17 protein-coding genes are annotated in these 23,014 nt (G+C 46.6%); 10 read left to right on the top strand and 7 right to left on the bottom strand.

The genetic code is table 11. The features are described 5' to 3' along the window. Positions 1-23: 23 nt before the first annotated feature. The 3 genes from MKZ09_RS28435 to MKZ09_RS28425 are packed head-to-tail and all read left to right on the top strand — an operon-like array spanning position 24 to position 3,437. Complete coding sequence (locus MKZ09_RS28435) at positions 24-1,508, top strand: hypothetical protein (protein WP_076134157.1); 1,485 nt, start codon at positions 24-26, stop codon at positions 1,506-1,508. Further along, positions 1,505-2,707, top strand: a complete 1,203-nt coding sequence (locus tag MKZ09_RS28430) for a hypothetical protein (protein WP_076134158.1) — start codon at positions 1,505-1,507, stop codon at positions 2,705-2,707. The genes MKZ09_RS28435 and MKZ09_RS28430 overlap by 4 nt, the downstream gene beginning before the upstream one ends. Continuing rightward, positions 2,700-3,437 carry a glycosyltransferase gene (locus MKZ09_RS28425; protein WP_076105323.1) on the top strand — a complete coding sequence of 246 codons (738 nt, stop codon included), beginning with the start codon at positions 2,700-2,702 and terminating at the stop codon, positions 3,435-3,437. The genes MKZ09_RS28430 and MKZ09_RS28425 overlap by 8 nt, the downstream gene beginning before the upstream one ends. A gap of 25 nt (positions 3,438-3,462) precedes the next feature. On the opposite strand, the gene MKZ09_RS28420 is transcribed toward MKZ09_RS28425, so the two are convergent. The 5 genes from MKZ09_RS28420 to MKZ09_RS28400 form a co-directional block, all read right to left on the bottom strand. Next, positions 3,463-5,412, bottom strand: a complete 1,950-nt coding sequence (locus MKZ09_RS28420; RefSeq protein WP_076206410.1) for a tetratricopeptide repeat-containing glycosyltransferase family 2 protein — start codon at positions 5,410-5,412, stop codon at positions 3,463-3,465. A gap of 15 nt (positions 5,413-5,427) precedes the next feature. After that, positions 5,428-6,849, bottom strand: a complete 1,422-nt coding sequence (locus MKZ09_RS28415; protein ID WP_076206407.1) for a tetratricopeptide repeat-containing glycosyltransferase family 2 protein — start codon at positions 6,847-6,849, stop codon at positions 5,428-5,430. Further along, positions 6,846-8,891 (bottom strand): glycosyltransferase, encoded by a 2,046-nt coding sequence (locus MKZ09_RS28410; protein ID WP_076206404.1) that lies wholly within the window; start codon positions 8,889-8,891, stop codon positions 6,846-6,848. The genes MKZ09_RS28415 and MKZ09_RS28410 overlap by 4 nt, the downstream gene beginning before the upstream one ends. 113 nt (positions 8,892-9,004) lie before the next feature. Continuing rightward, a complete protein-coding gene (locus MKZ09_RS28405; RefSeq protein ID WP_341041583.1) occupies positions 9,005-10,381 on the bottom strand; it encodes a DUF6385 domain-containing protein in 1,377 nt (458 codons plus the stop codon). A gap of 28 nt (positions 10,382-10,409) precedes the next feature. Next, positions 10,410-10,877, bottom strand: a complete 468-nt coding sequence (locus tag MKZ09_RS28400; protein ID WP_111505501.1) for a DUF6385 domain-containing protein — start codon at positions 10,875-10,877, stop codon at positions 10,410-10,412. A gap of 254 nt (positions 10,878-11,131) precedes the next feature. Between MKZ09_RS28400 and MKZ09_RS28395 the strand changes: the two genes are divergently transcribed. The 4 genes from MKZ09_RS28395 (at position 11,132) to MKZ09_RS28380 (ending at position 16,348) form a co-directional block, all read left to right on the top strand. Beyond that, complete coding sequence (locus MKZ09_RS28395; protein WP_076134163.1) at positions 11,132-11,668, top strand: hypothetical protein; 537 nt, start codon at positions 11,132-11,134, stop codon at positions 11,666-11,668. Between the two features lie 17 nt (positions 11,669-11,685). Further along, positions 11,686-12,267: a hypothetical protein gene (locus MKZ09_RS28390; protein ID WP_076134165.1), complete on the top strand. Its 582-nt coding sequence runs from the start codon at positions 11,686-11,688 to the stop codon at positions 12,265-12,267. A 153-nt stretch (positions 12,268-12,420) separates the two neighbouring features. After that, positions 12,421-13,089: an alpha/beta hydrolase gene (locus MKZ09_RS28385; RefSeq protein WP_076134166.1), complete on the top strand. Its 669-nt coding sequence runs from the start codon at positions 12,421-12,423 to the stop codon at positions 13,087-13,089. Between the two features lie 244 nt (positions 13,090-13,333). Further along, on the top strand, positions 13,334-16,348 hold the full coding sequence (locus MKZ09_RS28380) for a carbohydrate binding domain-containing protein (protein WP_076206402.1): 3,015 nt from the start codon (positions 13,334-13,336) through the stop codon (positions 16,346-16,348). 374 nt (positions 16,349-16,722) lie between these two features. Here the strand turns inward: MKZ09_RS28380 and MKZ09_RS28375 are convergent, their stop codons facing one another. Next, positions 16,723-17,751 (bottom strand): LacI family DNA-binding transcriptional regulator, encoded by a 1,029-nt coding sequence (locus tag MKZ09_RS28375; protein ID WP_076128009.1) that lies wholly within the window; start codon positions 17,749-17,751, stop codon positions 16,723-16,725. A gap of 122 nt (positions 17,752-17,873) precedes the next feature. Here MKZ09_RS28375 and MKZ09_RS28370 point away from each other — a divergent pair, with 122 nt between their 5' ends. Beyond that, positions 17,874-19,574, top strand: coding sequence for a glycoside hydrolase family 13 protein (locus tag MKZ09_RS28370; protein WP_076134170.1), 1,701 nt, complete (start codon positions 17,874-17,876; stop codon positions 19,572-19,574). A gap of 38 nt (positions 19,575-19,612) precedes the next feature. Here the strand turns inward: MKZ09_RS28370 and MKZ09_RS28365 are convergent, their stop codons facing one another. After that, complete coding sequence (locus tag MKZ09_RS28365; RefSeq protein ID WP_076134171.1) at positions 19,613-20,713, bottom strand: M23 family metallopeptidase; 1,101 nt, start codon at positions 20,711-20,713, stop codon at positions 19,613-19,615. Between the two features lie 253 nt (positions 20,714-20,966). Here MKZ09_RS28365 and lipA point away from each other — a divergent pair, with 253 nt between their 5' ends. Together lipA and MKZ09_RS28355 are read left to right on the top strand one after the other, a co-directional pair. Continuing rightward, a complete protein-coding gene (gene lipA, locus MKZ09_RS28360; RefSeq protein ID WP_076134172.1) occupies positions 20,967-21,872 on the top strand; it encodes a lipoyl synthase in 906 nt (301 codons plus the stop codon). Positions 21,873-22,107: 235 nt separating this feature from the next. Further along, a complete protein-coding gene (locus MKZ09_RS28355) occupies positions 22,108-22,818 on the top strand; it encodes a YutD family protein (protein ID WP_081394314.1) in 711 nt (236 codons plus the stop codon). The last annotated feature ends 196 nt before the right edge of the window (positions 22,819-23,014 follow it).

Below are 23,014 nucleotides of genomic sequence, written 5' to 3'. Positions count from 1 at the left end.
TAATAAATGGAGCGTGAATCCTAATGTCGCAAGAATCTCTGAATGTGGAACGCTTGGCGGGAAGGTATGGGTTCTTGGAGCGCACGGGACTACTTCCACTGCCAAGTAAAGATGGGCTTACCCTTGTAGTTGAGCTAAGCCGCCTGGAATGTGCCGCAGCTTGCTTACCCTTGCTGCTGCTCCATTCTGGAGAGTCTGTGCGCATTATTGCTGTGGCGATGACTCCTGATTTTCCTATGGAAACTTTAGCGGGACAGTTCTCACACGAGCAGTCGATTCTATTTTTTCCGTATGAAAAGGAGGAATACATGCCTAACCAGGCTTTGGCACAGATCGAAACTAGTTTCGCGGTTTTGCTTGAAGATTCGATCATGGTATCGCCTGGCTGGCTAAATGAGCTATTGTGGGTTCCTTTTGATGACGCTGCAGTTAAGGTGGTGGCCCCTCGTTCTTCAACTGAAAGAGGGGAAGGGAAGAAACGTCTTCACTTCGGCACCTATGATGAGTTTGCTGCTCATGTAAGCTACAGTCTTGGCCGGCATCAAGGAGAATGGAGAGAGATGGATGTGCTAACGGGTTCTTGCCTCCTGTTCTCTAAAGAGCTGCTTCAGCGTATTGGAGGGTTGGACACCTCCCTTCAAGCGCGGCCTTTTATGATTGCCGATTGGTGTCTTCGAGCGCGGCAGTCTGGAGCTAAGCTGGCGCTAAGTGATGCTGTGTATGTTCATGCTATACATTCACTTGATAGAGGCCAGAGAAGGTTGAACGGACCAACACTGGCGGATGGCTGGCGGGCGTACAGTACAAAATGGGCACTGGAAGATGTCTTAGAAGCCGAAGAACATCTTGTACCGCAGAAGGGATTCTTACAATTAACACAACCTGTTATTCCACTCGGTAAGGCAACCTTGGCAACGCCATTAGTGACGGCGATTGTTTATTGTGAAGAGGATGGGAATGGGGACCCTCTTCCGCAGGAATGGGCAGCTACACAGGAGCAGCAGAGCTACAAGAATATTCGCTGGATCTGGATCAAGGACAGCTGGATGAACACAGCTTCCGGCTTGCCAGTAAATGAACAGGATGTAGTGATTACAGTTCGTGGTCAAGAAGCTTGGCTGCGGGCTTTGAAGAATGCATCTGCATTATTTGAAAGTGAGATAACTGTGTATTTATCAGACTCTATCAGATATGAGAAATATTACGTTGAACGGGTAGTGAAGGCGATCACCCAAGGTTCCGCGGATCTGATCGTTAGTTTATCTACGGATATGGACGAAGAGGTGGGGCGGTTGCTTAAGGGGGACCCTTCGGGAATTGTTTTTCCATTAGAGCGAGTCGCTCATAAAGGCGGGAATGTGCCTGGAGTGATTACCTGTAAGGCGTCTACTTCGTACCAATTGCAGCTTTACCCTGAAGCTTCACTAACTATAGGTTATGTGGGGGATTTGTCCGAACCGCAGGGGAAGAAAGCAGATAGCAGCAGGGGCAAGGAGGCGCAGTCATGAAATATTTAATTCTGAGCAGAGGCTCCTGGGAGGAATACGAATATAAAAGACTGTTGGATCTTTTGCCTGAGCGGGAAGAGGTCTGTTTTGCCGGAAGAATGACTCTTGAGCAGCAGACTAACAGCCAGATCAAGCCGGTAATGATCGCGGATATTCATACTCTCAAGGCAAGGGAGTACACACTTCTGGTCTCCTCTCCTTATTGGCTGCCCGAGGTTCTTTCTTTGCAAGCGGGATATATAGTGGCTTTGTTAGAGCGCTGTCCGGAAGAAGAAAATAAGGTCTTATGGGATAAATACAGCGGCTTGCTTGGAGCAAAGGCTGATCTAGTAGGGACCCGGTCAGAACGGATCTATCTGGAGCAGAGCTTGTGCAGGGAGAATGTTATTTATCTCGACGGGGATCAGCAGGAATCCTATGGAGTTGTATGTCCGCGTGAGCGGATTTATTTTCTGACAGATTATGAGGTGTTGTGGAGTAAGGCGATTGAGAACTTATGGCAAGAGGAGCCCCTCCTAGCTACGGACTGGTTTAGGATTCAACTCCAGCTTAGGGCGGATTATTATACCTCAATGTGCGCCAAGCTGCCCAACCAGCCTGTTGTACATTATTTGGCAGCATCTTATTTGTATTTGCTTGGGGACTCCAGAGCGAATCGATATCTGGCGCAATCCTTTGAGTTAATGGTGCTGTATGAATATTTGGATTGTCTTATTTCACACTTCCGTTTTTTTTCTGCAATAGAAGCCAAGACAGGGAATCTGGAAACGGCAGTCCGCCAATTTGCGATTACAGCATTTACCGCAGAGGAGAAGCAAGCATTAGAAAGGATGGAGAGCTGGCTCCATTCCGGTCAGGATGAATTGGTTCGCGCGGAGTTGTTCCACCGGAATGAGGATGAGGCAGCGGCGGTGAGAATTTTAAGCCCGCTAACTTCTTCCGAGGCAAAAGCGTTGCTGCTGCAAAATTATGTGCGGACTTTTCAATGGGAAAAGGCAATAGAGCTGCAACATGAGCAAGAAAATGTGGATGAAGCCATGGAAGGCACCATACACTTGCTGTATGGCAGGCGGCACGAGGCCATCCGCAGTTTTTTAAATGCAGGAGGGCAAGACAATCAGGCATGGCCACTTTTGTCAGAGATGGCAGATCTCGAAGAGGCTGTAAGACGATTGAGAAGGAGAGTGGAGGATGAGTAGTCATAGAGGGCCACTCCGCAAAACATCAGGCAACCGTCTGACCGCTATAATGCAGGTTAGGAACGAAGCCGGAAGGTATTTAGAGCAGGTGCTGGAGGAATTAAGTGAGTTCGTGGATGATATTGTGATCGTAGATGATGGTAGTACAGATAATACGGCTCAATTATGTCTCTCTTTTGCCAAAGTTAAGAAGCTTGTAACCCTGCAAAGCTCTTTGTTTAACCGTGAATGGGAGCTCCGGCAAACATTGTGGGAGCTGGCAGTATCTACGAATCCGGATTGGCTGCTGTCTGTGGACGCCGATGAGTTCTATGAAGAGTCTGCTAAACGGGAGATGAGGCGACTCATCGATCAGGATGTGTATGACTGGGTATCCTTCCGATTATTTGATTTTTGGGGTGGTACCACACATTACCGCGAAGATGAGCATTGGAATATCCACACGAAGCATACCCGTACACTAGTCCGCTATTTGCCGAACTTTCATTATTTTTTTCCGAAAATGGATCATCATGTGCCAAGACTTCCGCTCTCTTATTCGGTATTGCCGGGTTTTCTTACCGAGCTGCGTGTGAAACATTATGGTTGGGCGATATCCCCCGAAGAGCTTCGGCGAAAATACTCACGTTACCTGGAGCTTGATCCAGAGGGGCGCTGGGGTAGTCTGGAACAGTACGAATCTATCCTTGATGAGCAGCCCCATCTGGTAGAATGGCAAGAAGAGCATTGAAATCTGCATTTGCCCTGCCAACCGGCTAAGTCCGGCTGGCAGATCTCAGAAGCAGCGCATGAGGAATATGAGCTGATGGTATCCCTTGCGGATATACTTCTGCTGCGAGCTGCAGCTTGTAATAAGCGAGGCTCACGGCTGCGGTAGCCCCCCCGACTCTACGCAAAGCGGCTTCATCCTCCACAGGAAGGATGGGCATCTCTCCGCAGGAGTAGGCTATCGCAGCGTATAATTGCCACTCGGTACAGTCTGCAGGTGTATGATATTGAGGGGGCTTGCTGACATAAATAGAGCACCATTGTTTTTTTATGGAGGTGGGGGCTTCGAGTAAACCGTAAAGTAAAGGCTGCGGCAGACTGGACCATTGGAAGGAGGAACCTTGCGAATGCCGATAAAGTGCTAATAAACTATTCCAAGCACCAGTCTGAAGCAGCAATTGTGCTGCATAGTTGAGATCCGAAAGATCAGCTTTAAGGCTATAATTCCCCGCTAAAATATGATGGATCGATAAAATCCCCGGTCTGTAAGGCAATAGACAGACAAGCCAGCGCATGGCAGACTCAGTATCTCCAATACGGCAAGAGAAAGCCCACAGGTAGCCAAGTACAAAGGATCGGTTGGAAAGATGGGAAGGGTCATGAAGCAGCTGTTCAAGCGGTGCGAGTGTCTGAAGATGTTCCGGTTGATTGTTTATCTCCAGAATCGCCAGCAATGCAGCCTGAACGGATGAGGGTAACTGGCTGGCTGTAGAAAGCTCAGCTTGCCATTCCGGATCGCGGGCATTGAGCGCTGCGGGCAGAAGATAACTCAAAGTATCAGGAGATAGAGAGTGCAGATGATTGTGGGTCAATGCTCGTAGCTGTGCCTTCTCTCCAGATAGAAGGCTTAGTGGGACGAGTTCTTTCCACGCCTCGCTATAATCAGGCTTATGTTGTACGGCAGCCTCGTAATGTCTCCACGCATCCGGATATTGGTATAACTTCTCACAGACTCTCCCGGCTAGTAGTTCTGTCCGATACGTTCCACTGCCTGAGGAAGAAGGGTATTTATGTGCTGTATTTCCGCTCTGAAGTGCCTTCTCCAAGAAGTGCTTGGCTGAGCTGAGCTTCTCTTGTTCCAGTAACAGGAGGGCATAGCTTTCTAATAAATCCGTGAAATCGGGAAAAAGATCGCTCCCCGTACGAAAAACTTCCTCGGCTTCCTGCTTTCGGCCACATAGTTGTAAGGCGTACGCCGTCTTAAGGTAAATATCTGAGACATAACCGGAAGGGGCTGGAGCATCGGTGAGCAGCGGAAGGAGGATCTCTGCCGCTTCTTTATATTGTCCCTGCTGATAATACTCTGCCCCTAACGCGTAACGAAGAAAAAGATGGTTCGGTTGAAGCCGCAGACCCCTGTTGATGAGTGCTAAATTGCGGTTATATTTATTTTTACGCATCAGTTCATCTTCTAAATATCCGTAGTGGAAAATACGCAAATCTGCATAAGCGATCTCCCCCGCTGGAAGCTCCCAAATGCTGCTGGCAATCTCCTCATGAATACTTCCACGAAAAATAATTCTTGTATCATTTTTGAATAATCGACAGACATGATCTGTAACAAAATCCGCTTCAGGTATTTCACCGACATAGTGGATAATGGGCAGCCAATACCCATGAATATACTCGGCACCAAGCAAAGGCTGGAGCAGATTCTCACTCCAATGATCCACAGCCTCATCGGCATCCAGTACCAGAACCCAAGCGGAAGTTGCATACTCTAGGCTTATATTACGAGCTTTGGCAAAATCATTTTCCCAAGGAATGTCGATAATCTTTGCACCGAACCTCTGAGCGATTTCTTTACTGTTATCCTCTGATCCTGTATCCGCAATGATAATCTCAGACACTAGCCCGCACACAGAGGATAAGCATTTCTCCAGATGGTTTGCCTCGTTCTTAATGATCATGCAAAGTGTAATATCCGGTGTGGTCATAGGAATACGTCCTTCCTAATCTGAAACTCTGGGCAGTGGAAGTGCGAGCCGCACTCTTTTAGCCGCTGGAGAATAGGGGGGTGAAGAAGAAAGGGAGGCAAGCAGACGATCCGCCAACAAAAGCTCCGAACACCCTGGGTGATAGGCTGGGTTGAATAACGAGTCATTAGATGAAGGCTGCCCTGTAGTCTTCATCAGCTGTTTTGCTGCCTCATCACATCCCTCAATCCGCAATAAATCTAAGAGAAGTCCGCTTTTAGCAGCTGTGTATTCGGGTAGATGAGCGTGAAGCCAGCCCGAAATTTCATTTTCGCGCTCAGCACATTTTAAGGCTCGGATCAGTCGGGTTATGATGGGCGTTGGCTCGGGATGAAGCTGAGCAGCTTTGGTATAACAGGCACAGGCTTCGGTCTCATCGCCTATTTCTTCGCATAACTGTCCCAGCAAATAAAATGTCAAATAAGATCCGAATCCAGCCTCGGTATGGTAACCGGAAGGAGCTTCTCCAATGACTAAGGCTTGCAGCAACGCTGTTTTGGCCTCAGCTAGGGCCCCCATTTGAAACAACAGCACACCTTTGAGATGAGCCAAGTCAGGATAATCCGGATGTAAGGTTATCCCTAAGTCGCAAGCTTCCAGCGCCGCGTTGAAATCTTTTAATTCTGCCAGGCAGCGGATTTGATATTTGTGCAGCAGATGAACGTAACTTGTGTCGGGCGGAGCTTCGTTAAGTGATCTTTTAATATGTTCTAGAGCCGGTTGATATTCACTAAGCCGCATATATTCAACAGCCATATTGAAATGGTGGAAGGGGTCATTGGGATTTAACTTTAGCTGTTCCTTGAGCAGCTCTACATTTCGTTTGATCTTATCTTTTTTTGCTACTACGCCGTCTGCATAACCATAATGATGGATGACTACGGTGCTTAAATGCATAGCTGCTTTGGGTGTAGCTTTTACGATCGTTTCTGCAATCTGTTCGTGGATGATGCCGCTGAAACGGTACTGCGGGCGGTTACGGAATAGCCGGATAATCGGATTAACAGTAATGGTCTGTGAAGCTGCGGTTAAACCTTTATGATTATGAATGCGCAGAAAAAAAGCTTCATACTCCAAATGCTCCGCACACAGCAACAGCTCCCCCTTACTTTTCGCATCCAGTTCCTCGTCTCCATCCAGAATGAGAATCCATTGTCCGTGGGCTTGCTGAAGACCCGCGTTGCGGGCAGCGGCAAAATCGCCATTCCAAGGATGGTGAACAACTTTAGCTCCAAAGCTTAGAGCAATTTGTAGCGTCGAGTCAGTAGAGCCAGTATCGACTACAATGATCTCATCGGCGACACCACGTACGCTTTTTAAACATTGGCTTAAGCTATCTGCTTCGTTCTTAACGATCATGCATAGAGAAATCAGAGGTTGTTGGCTTGGCATGTTCATTTGGCTGTCCTCCCCTCGCGCTGGCGGAAGCTCCATTGTGTGTGCCACGGTGTACGATTTAGTAAAAAGATGGATTTATGGATGGCACCAATATCCGTTTGCAGTGGACCATGGACGTTAGCCGCATCCAAGCTGTTCAGTGCCTCCTCCATGCTATGCTTCGCTTGCTGAAGGTAACAGAGTGCTAAACCTACTCGGGCAGCCTCATGCTCAGGCATTTGCTCCAGCGCTTGTTGAAACCATTCACTGGCTTCCGTGTAATGCCCCTTGTCAAAGACCATCTCACCTATATAAAAAAGAACCTTCGCATCAGCCGCTTGATCGCTAACTAACCTTATAAAATGCTCGCCTGCCTCATTCCTATTCCCTTCTTTATATAATGCTGCGGCTAATTCAGACCGAAAGGTAGGGAACAGCTTTACCAAAGCGTCGCTTAACGCGGGCTGGTGTAGTTTTACTGATTGTTCGATCAAATCTGAAATGAATGAGGAATGTAATGTTAATGAATCTACCTCTGCTTCAACGGGATCTACCTTTTGTTGCTGGTGGCACTTCTGAATGTATTTCAGTCCGAAACGAAGTTCGTCTGGTACATAGGTTAGCAGGTCATTGTGGAATTCTCCAAAAAGCGACCAAGAGCAAATAGCCCAGAGGGTCGCCCACTTTTTCAGATATTCTAAATCATGGTTATCTTGCGAAGCTAAGGAGGTCGTTTGTCTTATGGCTGTATAGGCGTCCTCCAGCTTGCCGGTGATGAGAAGTGAAGAGATCATCCAATTTGCCGTCTCTAATTCCAAGGGAAAAGTGTCTCGGGATAAGTTAGTGATGGTCTCATTAGCATTTATCTCAAATAAGCTGTCAATGATCGCAGCTCGATGGGCAGCATTAGTTGGGGGGACGAGTTGTATCAGCAAGCTGGCAATCTCCTCATCGGGTACAGCTAAGCGTTGAAAAGCGGAAGCTATTCCCTGCAAGGCAGGCCTATATAAAGAGTGGTGTTGAAGCGCACGGTGGTAGAATCTCGCAGCGTCCTCCTGATGCTCAAGCCGCTCTGAGATTAAGCCTAGGCGATAAAGTGGGCGGAAGGTGTTCATCCCTTGCTCAGATACATATTTTTGACTAACCTGATCTCCAGAAATGGATGCTGCACGCTGATAAGCTTGAAAAGCACGTTCTAACAAACCTTGACTCTCCAAAGATTGGCCTAATAAAAAATGCAGGTCAGGGTAATCCTCATAACGCTCCAATTCAGGCAACAGCAAGGGATCTATGATATTGGTTTTTCCTTGAGTCAGATAAATTTTACAGAGATCTCTAATCATCGTAGGACGGTAGGAAGCTTCAAGTGGCACATGGTGAAGGGTCTGGCGAAGTAATGTCTCTGCTTCCTGAAGACGGCCGTCCTGACAGCAGGTGACTGCTAAATTATAGGAGTGAAAAGGATCTTCCGGTTGTTCGGCTAAAGCGAGTCGCAGGAGCTGCTCATTGCGTTTGATTTTATTTTTTCGGGCCATGATTTCCGGCAAATATCCGAAATGTTCAATCTCAATATCACTATGCTCAATCGCCGAGATGTTATGTGATTTAAGGATTGCAGCGTCAATTCCTTCATGAATTCTTCCGCTATATCGGTAACCCAGTCCATTTCGGAATAAACGAACCGCACTGTGCTTTACCTTATCTTCAGGCCGAACGCCAAGCCAATTATCAATGTGTACTGTAAAAGCCTGAGCTTGCGTGTTTTGCAGGAGGCTGCGGAGTTCCGGAAGTGGAGTTTGCAGGCGTTCATCGGCATCAAGGACTAGAATCCAATCGGTATCCGCCTGATCGAGACCTTCGTTACGTGCTGCTGCAAAGTTTTCTGTCCATTCCCGTTGGAATACTCTAGCCCCGTGCGCTTGGGAAATAGCTATGGATTCGTCAGTAGAGCCTGTATCTATGACCACAATCTCGTCAACACCTGCTACGCTTGTGAGACAGTGGGGCAGAAGATCAGCTTCATTGTTAACGATGAGGTGGACGCCAAGCGTAATATTGTTCACGTTGTTTCCTCCTTGTTACATATGTAGAAGTAGAAATCAGCTTTTGCTATCAAAAGAAAAAGCACATGGATATCCATGCACTCTTTCGTTACAACATATGATGGGCATCTGCATTACGTTCCCTGTGCGTTGAAACTTACATTGATTGTTGAGGCGGCTCCTGCATTCGTTGATTGATAGGATAAGCGTGTATATTTCAGGAATCTGGCCGGAACTATGACATCGATAGAACCTGCTGCTAAAGGATTATCTCCTGTGGTATCGACGAAATAGTTTGTTCCGTCAGCACTGATTTCTACTCGTGTGTTGACTGGGTTAGCTCCAGTATTATTGATGAAAAAGGAATAGGTCCCCAATACGCTCGTAGTTACTGCTGGCAGTGGAGTATAGGCATTAGCAGTTGCAATACCCGTCGTCGTCTGTTCGATAAAGCTGCGTTGTGAAATAGAGGTCACACTACTGAGCGTACCAGCGGTAATGGTGGCTCCGAGCACGCTGGTAATGGTCCCGTTTAAGAGATTGGTGACCGTACCTGCTGAGGACAGAGTACCCGCAGTGATTGTGGCTCCAAGCACGCTGGTAATGGTCCCGTTTAAGAGATTGGTTACTGTACCTGCGGAGGACAGAGTACCGGCTGTGATCGTGGCTCCGAGCACGCTGGTAATGGTCCCGTTTAAGAGATTGGTTACTGTACCTGCGGAGGACAAAGTACCAGCGGTGATTGTGGCTCCAAGCACGCTGGTAATGGTCCCGTTAAGGATATTGGTGACCGTTCCTGCTGAGGACAAAGTACCCGCGGTAATAGTTGCGCCTAGTACACTAGTAATGGTACCAGCCGTAATCGTAGCTCCGAGCACGCTAGTAATCGTGCCTTCGAGAATGTTAGAAATGGTACCTGCGGAAGACAAAGTACCAGCTGTGATGGTAGCTCCAAGTACGCTAGTAATAGTCCCGTTAAGAATGTTGGTAACCGTACCTGCTGAGGACAAAGTACCCGCAGTGATGGTAGCCCCGAGCACGTTAGTAATGGTACCTTCGAGAATGTTAGAAATGGTACCTGCGGAAGACAAGGTACCAGCTGTGATGGTAGCTCCAAGTACGCTAGTAATGGTCCCGTTAAGAATGTTGGTAACCGTACCTGCGGAGGACAAAGTACCCGCAGTGATCGTGGCTCCAAGTACGCTAGTAATGGTCCCGTTAAGAATGTTGGTAACCGTACCTGCGGAGGACAAAGTACCCGCAGTGATGGTAGCTCCAAGTACGCTAGTAATGGTCCCGTTAAGAATGTTGGTAACCGTACCTGCGGAGGACAAAGTACCCGCAGTGATGGTAGCTCCGAGTATATTGGAAATCGTACCATCTAGGATAATTGTCGTTAGATTTCCGCCTGGATCTGTAGTGAGCGGATGATCAATCAGCGAGGCATCCCGGCCAAAAATAAGTGTTCGTAGATTATCGGGATTAGCTTGAAAAGAGCTGTAGTTAGGCAAAGTTCCTCGTCCCTCTCTTATAAAATTGTTAATTCATACCTATAGACTGGGCTTGGACGTATACATCAATTTTGCCTAAACCCGTTGACTGTTGTGTGGAGGCGGATATCCGAGTCCACTTTAAAAATCTGCTTGGCACTAGCACCTTCATTTCTTTTGCAGCCACGATCTCTTCTGAATCTATAAAAGAATCAAGACTGTTCGGACTAATCTCTAAGCGGACGCTAACAGGGTGGTCTCCTTGGTTCATAACTGCGTAAGAGATCATCGTTTTAGTTCCGCTTTTTTGCCAAGGCAGAGGTGAAATGGAGCTGGACACGGGGAATCCGATAAATTGATGCTCGGAAAATAAAGGACTGATCGTGACCTTACGGCGGTTTCTTCGACCATTTGGAGGTGGAAATGGTTGCGGATTTCTAGAGCGATTCCCCTGTTTTTTTGAGTGTTTTATTTTGCTGCGCTTTTTTAGTTCCAGACCGTTATGGATTTCATTCACCTCCTACGGGTTTTCTGGAACCCTATCCATAAAAGGACCCTAACCGTCGTTTGAGCCCTGAGCATCAATAAACCGCAGTCCAATAAGCCGCGAACCGTTAGGGACAATCCTTAGCCATTCGAATGGTGATAATAATATATGGTGAAAAATAAGAGGTGATTGGGCGGTAAAAGCAAAAATACGCACATTCCCAAACAACCTGCTACTTAGAGCGGCATAAAATAAGATAAGCTCAAGTACGGGGAGGATAGCGCATGCCAAACGATTCAGTATTTAATCAGAGTAGCCAGCCACTCTTTACAGAACAAGTCAACACGTATGTTGCACCTGGTATAGATTCAGCTCCGGAGGGAGGAGCGGCTAAGGCGGGGCTATTGTTTGGAATCCCTTTTACTTCTACGGTAACGACTGCTGCACCGTTAGTTGTTCAGATTAGTAATCCGGCAGGCAGCGGACGTACATTGTATGTATCCCGTGTTGCAGCCAGCTCGGCAACAGCTGCGGTTACTTTATCTCTACTTCGGAATGCTACGGTCACCGGGACCACCGTTACACCGATAAATTTTAATTTTGGAAGTGCGTTAACCAGTGTGATGACGGCCAGAACCTCTACTACTGCTCCTACAGGCAGTCCTGCCACTCTAGTATCTTTATTACTGGCAGCGGGCCCTGTCATTGTTGATTTTACTGGACAAATCGTTGTTCCTCCTGGAAATTCCATAACCACGTCCATCACGATTGCATCGGGAACTTCAGCGGCGACAGCTTCTATTAGCTGGTGGGAATATTAGAATGGGAGGGGATAACTATGCCTAATCAATATGTGTTTAACGACAATGATCAACCTCTTTATGTGGATATGGTCAACACCTTCCAATCTCCGGATATCAGTGCGCCACCTGAAATAAGTGCTTCACAGGCTGCAGTTTTGTATTCTACCAACACATCCGCGTCTAGTTTGGTCGTACTTAGTCTTATTTCAGCAATTACTTCTATTCGGATTAGTAATGCTGCTGGTAGCGGGAAAACCGTATATATATCTCGTATTAGCGGTAGTATCGGCGGATCTTCTCTGCTATCGGCTATGTCTGGAAGCTTTACAATTGTAAAAGGAGGGACGTTAACCTCTCCTGCAACCTTGACACCAACCAATAATAATCTCGGAAGCGCGGCTACAAGTGCGATGACTGTTCAGTCTTCAACAGCGGCAATTAGCGGGGGGACGACGCTTTACAATTATCAATTAGCCCCAGGCGCTTTCTCACAGAACTTTACGGGCAGCATCATCGTTCCGCCGGGGACTGCTATTTGTGCTAACGTAACTTCATCTAGCTCGGCGGTAGGTTTAACGATTACCTCAGCACTCGGTCTTCTTTGGTGGGAACAATAGAGTTTATATTTTTTTGAACCTATAACGGTGGTAGACCTTGACATCATTTGGTTAAGGTTTTACATAGAAGGTTGGAATGAATAGAAAATAAAGGGGATTGGCATTATACAATAAAGTTGGAATTCAGTTTGGAATGTGAAAAGAGGGACAATTATGGAAAGTTGTTTATTTATTCATGGCTTTACCGGAGGTGAGCATGAAATCTCTCCCTTGTCCCAGTTTATGGAGCAGCATAATTATCGCTCCAGAACATTTACCCTGAAGGGGCACGGGGGCAGCAGGAATGATTTACTGCATTCGGATCGACATGATTGGCAGCAAAGTGCTGAGGATGAATTAACAGAGCTGTTAAAGACAAATGACGGCGTTCATCTGATCGGTTTTTCAACCGGTGCTCTTATTGCATCACATCTTTCAGTGCGCTATAAACCTTGGATTAAATCTCTCACTTTGTTGTCTACCCCTGTGTTTCCGCTGAATCCTGTAGAAATTATTAAGACCCTTGCGAGCTTTTCCATGCTAAAAACTTATATTAGTAAATTCAGTTCAACGCCTCCAAAAGCAACTCGTGAGTTCCAGCGATTGGTTCGTGAAAGCTTTTCTGTCTATCCGCATATTGAGACTCCAACTCTGATCGTGCAAGGGAAAAGAGATCATCTAGTGAAGACTAGAAGCGCTGATTACCTACGGCATCATATGATCAAGGCGACCCAAAAACAGGTGCTGATGGTCGACAACAGTGGCCATATGGTGTGCCATTGTGCCGAGAAGGACCGAATTATGAATGAAGTCCTGCAGTTTATTCAGACGGCGGGACGCTGAACTCAAACCGTAAATAATCAACCCCAGGAGCTTCCTAAATAGGAGCTCTTTTTTTGTTGTTGCCTTACAATTTTAAGGCTTGACAACGCATTCAGTATCATGGTAATTTTTAGTAGGGAAACCGGTTTCCCTAAAATTCGTTTGTTTCTATGCCAAAAACATCGCTGGAAAGGTCGTTGTTAATCCAAGAGGTAGGTTTTAGTGTGTTATGAATACGCTTTAATAAGAGAGGGAGATGCACGCGATGAAACGTAAGTTATGGTACGTGCCCGTTTTGATTACATCTATTCTTCTTTCTACTGTGATTAATTTATTCGTCTTAGCGCCACAGGCAGATGCGGCCAGCATCGGTACGATTAACGAGAATGATACCATTTATCAGATTATGGTTGACCGGTTTAATGACGGGGACTCTTCCAACAATGCTACGGGAGCGGCAATTCGCTATGGCGAGAACTCTGAAGAAGATTTCCGTTATATGAAAGGCGGAGATTGGCAAGGGGTGATCGACAAGCTGTCTTATATTAAAAATATGGGCTACACCGCGATCTGGATTTCCCCAGTGGCGGAGCCGCAAATGACGAATCGGGAGAACAACGGCAGTGGTAAAAACACGGCGTATCACGGGTACAACGTTAAGGACCCTAACGCAGCCAATCCCTACTTTGGTACAAAGGAGAAGCTGAAGGAGTTAGTGGATTCCGCACATGCGGTTGGCATCAAGGTGGTTATCGACGTTGTGCCAAACCATATCGGGGATTATATGCTGGGTACCCAAGCCTACTATGATATTCCTAGTCTGCAGCCAGCAGCTCCTTTCAATAACCCGGCTTGGTATCACCATAATGGAGATATCAACTGGTCTTTGGCAGACGGAAGATACGATCAATGGGCACAGGATTACTTAGAAAATCATGATCTAGGCGGACTGGATGACATAGACTTCGATGTCCCTGCTGCTAAAAAAGCCGTATTTGATTCGATTAAAGGCTGGTTTGACTATACAGGAGCAGATGGTGCACGTGTAGACGCGGCCAAGCTGATGAAGCCGACTGATATTGGTGAATTGCAAAATTATCTGGGGGTTAATACCTTCGGCGAGAATTTTGACGGCAATGCTGAATTTGTCTCGCGCTGGGTCGGCAACAACAAGGAGTGGGGCATGCTTGATTTCCCAATGTTCTTCTCCGTTCTAAATAGCTTCGCATATGGGCAGTCTTTTGATTCGAATATTAAAAGCACCTTGGCACAGGATTCCTACTACAACGGAAATGCCAATCACATGGTTACCTTTATCGACAATCATGACCGCAATCGTTTTCTCACAGAAGCTGGAGGAAGCGTAGATAAGCTGCAGAACGCTTTGAGTTTTATTTTTACAGTGCGTGGAACACCCGTTGTCTTCCAAGGTACGGAACAGAACAAAGGCAATGGTAATGGGCAGATTATGACGGGAGGCATCGCCGATACCTGGAACCGCTGGTCCATGGTGAAACGGGATGCAAACGGCAATGTAATAGAGAATTATTTTAATGAGAATGCCAGCACCTACAAGCACGTAGCCAAACTTAATGAGATTCGGAAAAATAATCCGGCACTCCGTACAGGCACGCAACGTGAAATGTGGTCTGCACAGAACTTATATGCTTTTTCACGTCGTATCGACACTGGAACTAATCTGGGGCAGGAAGTTATCTCCGTATTCAGTAATAAATCCAGCGGCTCGCAGACCGTTACCATTCCACTGCGTGCAGAGAGCAGCTTGGCAGTAGGGACGGTTCTTTATAACCAGTTGAACACTTCGGATACGGTAACCGTACAATCGGGTGGAGCAACTGGCAAGCAAATCACTGTAACCGTGGGTGCGAATGCAGCCAAAATCTATGCAAAACAACAGCTTCCTACAGATACAGTTGCTCCAACTGTACCAACTAACGTGACCGCAACCGTTCAAAATGCCTCCAGTGCTTTAGTAAGCTGGACCGCTTCCACCGATAATGTAGGTGTGACCGGATATGAAATTTATCGCAACGGTGTCAAAGTGGGTACATCCGCAACTACTTCATATACGGATAACGGATTATCTGCCAGTACTACGTATGACTATACGGTAAAAGCAATGGATGCAGCAGGCAATCTATCCCTCCTTAGCGCGATTGCTTCAGTGACAACACCAGCGGGGAACAGTGTCACTATTTACTATAAGCAGGGCTATACCTCGCCTTATATTCATTATCGTCCTGCAGGAGGAACTTGGACGACATCACCGGGTGTGGCGATACCTGTCTCTGATGTAGCAGGCTACAATAAAATAACGATTAATATTGGCTCAGCCAGCCAGCTTGAAGCTTGCTTTAACAATGGCAGCGGCACTTGGGACAGTAACGGGGGCAGCAACTATTTATTTAGTGCCGGCACTTGGACTTATACACCAACTGGCAATATTCAATCGGGTGGACCAGTGACGCCGACACCAACGGTAACGCCGACCCCAACACCAACCGTAACGCCAACACCAACACCGACGGTAACGCCAACACCAACACCGACGGTAACGCCAACACCGACAGTAACACCGACGCCAACGGTAACGCCAACACCAACACCGACGGTAACGCCGACACCGACCGTAACGCCAACACCAACGGCAACGCCTGTCGGCAGCACGGCAACGATCTATTATAAGAATGCGGCTTATAGCAACTCGTATATCCATTATAAGCTCGATGGTTCAACGGTCTGGACGACGTCTCCAGGCGAGCAGCTTCAAGCTTCCGCTTTTACAGGATATAAGGCGGTTACGATTCAGTTGGACACGGCAGCTGGGCTGACCGCAGCCTTTAATAATGGCAGTGGCACATGGGATAACAATGGAGGCAATAACTATCATTTTGCTGCGGGCACCTGGAGTATGGTGAATGGCAACATCACCGCAGGAGAACCACAAGCAGATAGTGTTACATTCCGAGTAACTGTTCCTGCGTCTACTCCTGTGAGTGGTCCCGTTTATCTCTCTGGTTCCTTCAATAGCTGGAATGCGGCAGATCCGAACTACCAACTGACGAAGGGCAGTGATGGTATTTACTCCATCACACTAAGTCTACCGGCGGGAACAGCAATTCAATACAAAGTTACACGAGGCGCTTGGACTAATGTGGAGGTGAATTCGAATGGATCGGATCTTTCCAATCGAACCCTTACGCCATCAGGCGGTGCACAAACCGTAAATCTGACGGTTCAGCGCTGGAAGGATCTATAAGCTTCATAATATCTATTGCTTAAACACACCAAGGAGCGGCTCCCGTATGGGGCCGCTCCTTGGTAAGCAGTATGAAGCTTTTTAATTGCAGAAAGTACAATTAGACTTTCTGTTTGAAGCTGGAAGAAAGGTTTAACTGTATTTTGTGCAGTAGAATTCAGGAAAAAGACTGTTTTTTGCCGATTTCACGAGTTTTGACTGCACAAAGTGCAATTAAATCGAATGTTCCCCATCTTATAAGGATTTCTATTGCACAAAATGCAATTAAATCCGATGTAGCCATTTTAGCTACTCAAATTCGATCAAGCTAAAGCAGTTACTCCAGACAATCAAGCCGAATGGAATGCAGCGCAACCAAGCTGCCCACCTCTTCACTAAGTTCCCGCCGGGAACTGGGATCTCATAGTTGACTCACGAGGAATGAGTTCTGGCTCGAGAAGCAAATGCCTAGAGGGGATGTTGTTATTACGAATGCGTTGCATCAGCAGCTCGCCTGAAGATACCCCTAGCTGGAACGTGTCGATATTCAGCGAGGTTAGAGGAGGCGTAGTATAACGGGACAGAGGATATTCATCAAAAGCGGCGATGCCGAGCTGTGATGGAACATGAATATCCAGTGATTTTGCAGCTTGAAGCACCCCGAAGGCAACATAGCTGTTCATGCATACTACGGAGTCTGGTCGATCTTCGCTCTGTAGAAGCTCAAGTGCAGCATGATAGCTCTCATGTTCATCAGCCTTACAATTGATAATCCATTGCTGCTGATCTGCAAGATCTGCTTGCTGCAATGCTTGCAAATATCCACTCAGGCGATGAGTATAAATCTTTTCCTGCTGCTGCCCGCCTATGAAGGCTATTTTGGAATACCCCTGCTTTATTAAATGTGAGGTCAGCATGCTGCCGCCTGCTTCATTATCGAAATCGACCCAGCTTCCGGGAGTCATAATTTCGCCGATGGAGATGTAGGGAAACTCTAAGCGGTTCAGTTCTTCGCAAAGCTCTTCCGTAAGTACGGAGTTATTCGCTATGATTCCGTCGACACGTTTGCTGAATACAAGTCTATTTAGAAAATGTCCTTCCGGACTACTATGCTGCACATTGGAAATAGTCAGCTCGTATTTTAAAGGCGCAATTACACTTTCTATTCCACCGATAATGTTGTAGAAAAACTGGTTTAGAAATTCACTTTCCTTGGACATATCGACCAGGAGACCAATATTACAGCTGCTTTGTCTGGCTAATCCAGTCGCGATACTGCTTGGTGTATAGTTCATCTGCTTCATAATTTCGCGAACCTTGTGTTTCGTTTCCTGTGATATTTTTGGGGAATCGTTTAATACTTTGGATACGGTAGATTTAGCCACATTGGCTGCTTTGGCAATATCAGAAATGGTTACTTTCATTGGCTTCCCCTCATAATCCGGAACGGTATTTGTAACCATAATAACACAAATTTAGCAGTCTCTCTAATCACAAAGAGTCTCATAGATTTAACGATAAAAGCATAAAAAGGAGTTTAGAAGTTATGCCTCATACATGGTTTTTATATCATACAAGTGAAGATCCGTTTGCCTATCCTGTGGGTACGGGCATCTTGAAGCTCAGACTGTTCACGCAAGCTGGACAGCAATTATCCTGTACCGTCATCTACTCAGACCGTTATGATTCCCCGGGGCATGAAGTTCCTTTGCAGATGGAGCGGATTGGGTCGGCAGGTGTTTATGAGATACATGAAGCGGTCATTGAGACCCCCACTAAAAAATGCAGATATCTGTTCCATGTAGCTAATCCTGTGGGTGAATATGTCTGGTATGGAGAGAGAGGGGCGTCGGAGAACCGGGAACGTGCGGGTTCTTTTCAATATGCATATCTCCATCATTCTGAGGCGTTGAAGTTACCTTCATGGAGCATGGATGCAGTAACCTATCAAATCTATCCCAGCAGTTATAACGAAGGGACCTTACAAGGCATCTCTGACAAAATGCCCTACCTGCAACAGTTAGGAGTAAACGTTGTTTATATGACGCCTGTATTTGAGTCTCCTTCAGAGCATAAATATAATACCTCCGATTACTATAAGGTTGATCCAGTATTTGGGGATACGGATGGATTGAAGGCGCTGGTCAGCCAGGCGCACAGGCATGGAATCAAAGTGATTTTAGATGCTGTGTTTAATCATTCGGGAGACCGCTTTTTCGCGTTTAAAGATGTGTTGGCAAAAGGAGAGGAATCTCCGTATAAAGATTGGTTCTTCATTCATTCCTTTCCGGTTACGCAGACCCCTGTACCCAATTATGAAACGTTTGCCAAAGCTGAAGCGCATATGCCAAAGCTGAACATGGACAATCCGGATACGGCGGATTACATGATTGAGGTTGCGAAGTATTGGGTGCGCGAGACAGCGATTGACGGCTGGCGTCTGGATGTGGCGAATGAAGTTAATCCGCGTTTTTGGTCCCGGTTTCGGCAAGAGCTCAAATCTGAATATCCTGAAATCCTGCTGATCGGTGAGATTATGCATGCTTCTGGGCCATGGCTTAGAGGGGATCAGTTCGATGGAGGAATGAATTATGTGCTTCGTGATGCAGTGTTAGAATTTTTTGCGGAACAATCGACGGGGCCGGTTCGCTTTATGGAGCAATTGCTCCATCAGGAGGCGTTGTATAATGACCAGGCGAATTCGGCTATGTTTCAGTTGCTTGGCAGCCATGATACCCTGCGGTTTCTTACGGCATGTAAAGAAGCTGGGCGTGGTTGGGACCGCGTGAGTACCGCTGCTGAACGTATGATGCTGGCTGTTTTTTTCCAGATGACCTATATCGGCATTCCAATGATCTATTACGGGGATGAGGTTGGGATGGAAGGGGCGACGGACCCCCACTGTAGAAAAGCTATGGTATGGCAAGAACAAGCACAGAATGCAGTGATGCATAAGTGGTATCAACAGTTGATTTCTCTGAGAAAAAGCCATGAGGTTCTGCGCAAAGGCACCTTTCGTCCTTGGTTTACTGATGAAGTTCGTAATGTGCTTGGTTACATACGAGGTGTGGAGCACGAGAAGATAGGGCTGATTATCAATAATTCTCCAAATCCTATCCAACTAGAGCTTAGCCCATTTCGAGCTGATAAGAACGAATTAACTGATTTATTGTCTGGAGCAATCTTAAAAAATAATAATAAGCTTACGGTCAGCATTGAACCTTTCGGCTGTTTGATGTTGTATTAAAAAAGAAAAGGCCCCTCTCTAAGGAAAGGGACCTTATTCTAATTTACAGCACTTTTTTTGCTTCTTTTGTTCTTTAAGTCTCTATATTCCTGATTCTCCCACTGCTTAAGCAACGGATAGGGGTCAAAAGCCCATTCGGTAATTCCGCGATCGCGGTAAATGCCAAAATGTAGATGTGGAGGGAATTTTCCTTGTGTTCCTGGATTGCCGTAACCCGAGCTGCCTACCCAGCCAATAATCTCACCGGGGGTGACTATATCTCCGCGAGAAATGGTTTTGTTATATCCAGATAGATGAGCGTAATAATGGTAACGGTTCTCGATATCGCGAATCCCGATTCTCCAGCCGCCGTACCGGTTCCAGCCTTTTGTCTCCACTAAGCCAAAACAGGTGCTTCGGACGGGCACTCCTTGAGGTGCAAATAAATCTGTTCCTTCATGGATACGTGCACCGCCCCAGCTTCTTCCAGTGCCCCAAGTGCTACGATAAGAATAAAGGTTACTTAGGGGAAGCGGGAAGGCATTGCCGGATAGGTCCAGCCGTCCAAAATGTTCATATAACTTCGCGAACTGGGTAATGCGCTGCGAAGCGCGGCCATTGTGATAATACTCCCAGACCCCGATACTGAAATCACTAGCGGATTGTCCATACTTCAATAAGTGTCTAGCCATACTATACAGAACGTCCGCATCATTCTCTGGATCAGCTATGCCGTCTCCTGAGCCATCACTGCCAAAACCATCAAAGAAGCTAATGGAGTTTGGGGAAGTATCCCCCTGATCCGGATTGAGTGGACCAGCCCATACCGGTGCCGGGATCTTTATGGCTGTAAGGCGCGTCGAGACAGGCTGCCCTGAAGCTCCCTTTTTGGCGAGCGTGCGTTCATATTGATCAATGGCTGCGAACCTAAACCAAGGGATACCAGTAGCTGCACTCATTTGCTCGTAAATCTGTCTACGGCCAGACCATTGCGCTTCTTTGCTAGCACTAGCGGGATCCCCGCTGCTCATCACCGGTTGGATTGTAGGCCGCGCTACAGCTGCTGAAACAGGAAGGTTTAAACCACCCCAGAGGATAGCGGCCGCGGACAGGCATAACAGGGTTCTCCGGTCTTTAATATTCCTAAATAGGGCTAGCAAGATAACAGCCTCCTTTGTCCGGGCATTAAATTGAATGTAGTCACTTCGGAAGAAGCTTTTTTATAGATTGGTGCAAAATGCTACTTTTTATCCGTTCTTGTCTAAAGGTACCAGAAAAATCTCGCTGGAAACTCCAGATGATGCACCCTGCATATTTCACAAAAACAGGCAATTGTAAATCGCACATGTTATAATATGAGGCAGCAACTTTCATCTGCAGCATCACATTCAGGAGGAAGCGGGGTTTATCATTTTGTCTAATAAAACAGCAAAGCAACCTAAACCGGATTGGATTAAGATTAAGCTGACTACCGGTGACAATTATCAGGAAATCAAAAGCATGATGCGTTCCAAAACTTTACATACCGTATGTGAAGAAGCCAGGTGTCCGAATATTTATGAATGCTGGGCAAACCGTACGGCTACCTTCATGATTTTAGGTGATATTTGTACACGCGCATGCCGTTTTTGTGCAGTGAATACAGGGATGCCTACAGAACTGGACCTGCAGGAGCCTGAACGTGTAGCTGAAGCTGCAGAGAAAATGAATCTTCGTCACTGTGTGGTGACTAGTGTGGCCCGCGATGATCTTGCGGATGGTGGCGCTCAGATTTTTGCTGAGACGGTAGCGGCGATTCGTAAGCGCCTTCCGTTATGTAGTGTTGAAGTGCTTATTCCAGACTTTTTAGGAGACCGGAATAGTCTTGAGATTGTCATGAACAGTAATCCAGACATTCTTAATCATAATATTGAGACCGTGGAACGGATGTCAGATCGTGTACGGGCTAAAGCGAAGTACGCTCGTTCCTTGGAATTGCTGCGCAGAGCCAAGGAAATGAAACCCAATATTCCAACCAAATCGAGTATCATGCTTGGTGTCGGTGAAGAGTGGAACGAGATTTTACAAGCAATGGATGATTTGCGAGCCGTAAATTGTGATATATTGACTTTAGGACAATATTTGCAACCCACTCCAAAACATTTAAATGTGGAGAAATATTATCCACCGGAGGAATTTGCACTGTTGAAGGAAGAGGGAATGAAGCGTGGCTTCAGCCATGTGGAATCAGGCCCGCTAGTTCGCAGCTCTTATCATGCGCATGAGCAGGTGAAGTCTGCAGCTCAAGCTCGCGAGGAGCGTGCGGTTTCTTCTAGCTAATTATTGCTTTTCTGTGGTTTAATTCACGGAGAATGTTAGTAAGAGGAGGAAGAAGCAACAGCGTTCTGATATCTCTGCTTTTAGGTTACCCATAAAAACGTTGATTTGCGTCATCGGAGGGGAATATTGGTGCTGTAGAAGCGGTTCTAGAACAGCGACCGAAAGCCCAATATTCCACATAGATGGCGGCATAATCAACGCCACGATACCCAAAGAAAGGCAGGCGACAAAAGGTTTGATCGTAATAGGCGGAAAAGGCTATGAACTTATGTTGGATCATAAGGATGGTTGGAATCCGGAGGCGTTTCGCGGGAGATATAGCGAGGTGCTGGAAAGATACGACTATATTATCGGTGACTGGGGTTACAGTCAGTTACGTTTGAAAGGTTTTTACCGGGACAACCATCCTAAGGTGAATCGGGATACAGCGATTTCGGGTATGGTTGATTATATTAATGAATACTGCAATTTTGGCTGCGCTTATTTTGTGCTGCATAAATTGAAAGAAGTACCCCAGGAAGGCATGTTCAAGGATATTTTAATCAAAGAAATACCAGAGCCGAGCGATGAAGAGGCCTTGGAGCAAGAATCGGAAGCTAGTGATGAAGCGGCTGCAGATAAAGAGTTCTCTGTTAAAGAAACATCCTCTAAGCAAGGCTCGAATCACTCATTGGCATTTAAAGAGATGACTTCTTCTAAGGACAATATGGCGAAGGATAGACCTGTGAGAGAACATCAGAGCCGAAATCACCGGGGCAAGGATTCACAGGGCAAGAAATCCAAAAAGGATTTCCAAGGCAGACCGCCACAAGGTCAGTCTCAGAAACCCCAAAACACACCAAAACCTCAAAGCGCTCAGAACAATCAAAACAACCAGAACAATCAAAGCGCTCAGAACAATCAAAACAATCAAAACAATCAAAACATAGAAAATTCACAACCTTAATGATGAGAGCTGAACCATAAGTAGAGTCCTTCTACGAATGAGCCAGCTTTTTTTCTTATAAAAAATAGCAGAGCAGCGTTTCTTCCGTTACTTGGAGATCGCAGCTCAGTGTTGTGGTGTTGCTCAGTGTTGTGGTGTTGCTGTGTGCGCTCAGTAATGCTGTGCTGCTCAGTGTTCTGCTACTGTAGGTTGCTCT

The organism is Paenibacillus sp. FSL R5-0908 (assembly GCF_038006245.1).
GTDB classification, from domain to species: domain Bacteria; phylum Bacillota; class Bacilli; order Paenibacillales; family Paenibacillaceae; genus Paenibacillus_AQ; species Paenibacillus_AQ odorifer.
This window is presented reverse-complemented; position numbering and strand designations above follow the sequence as displayed.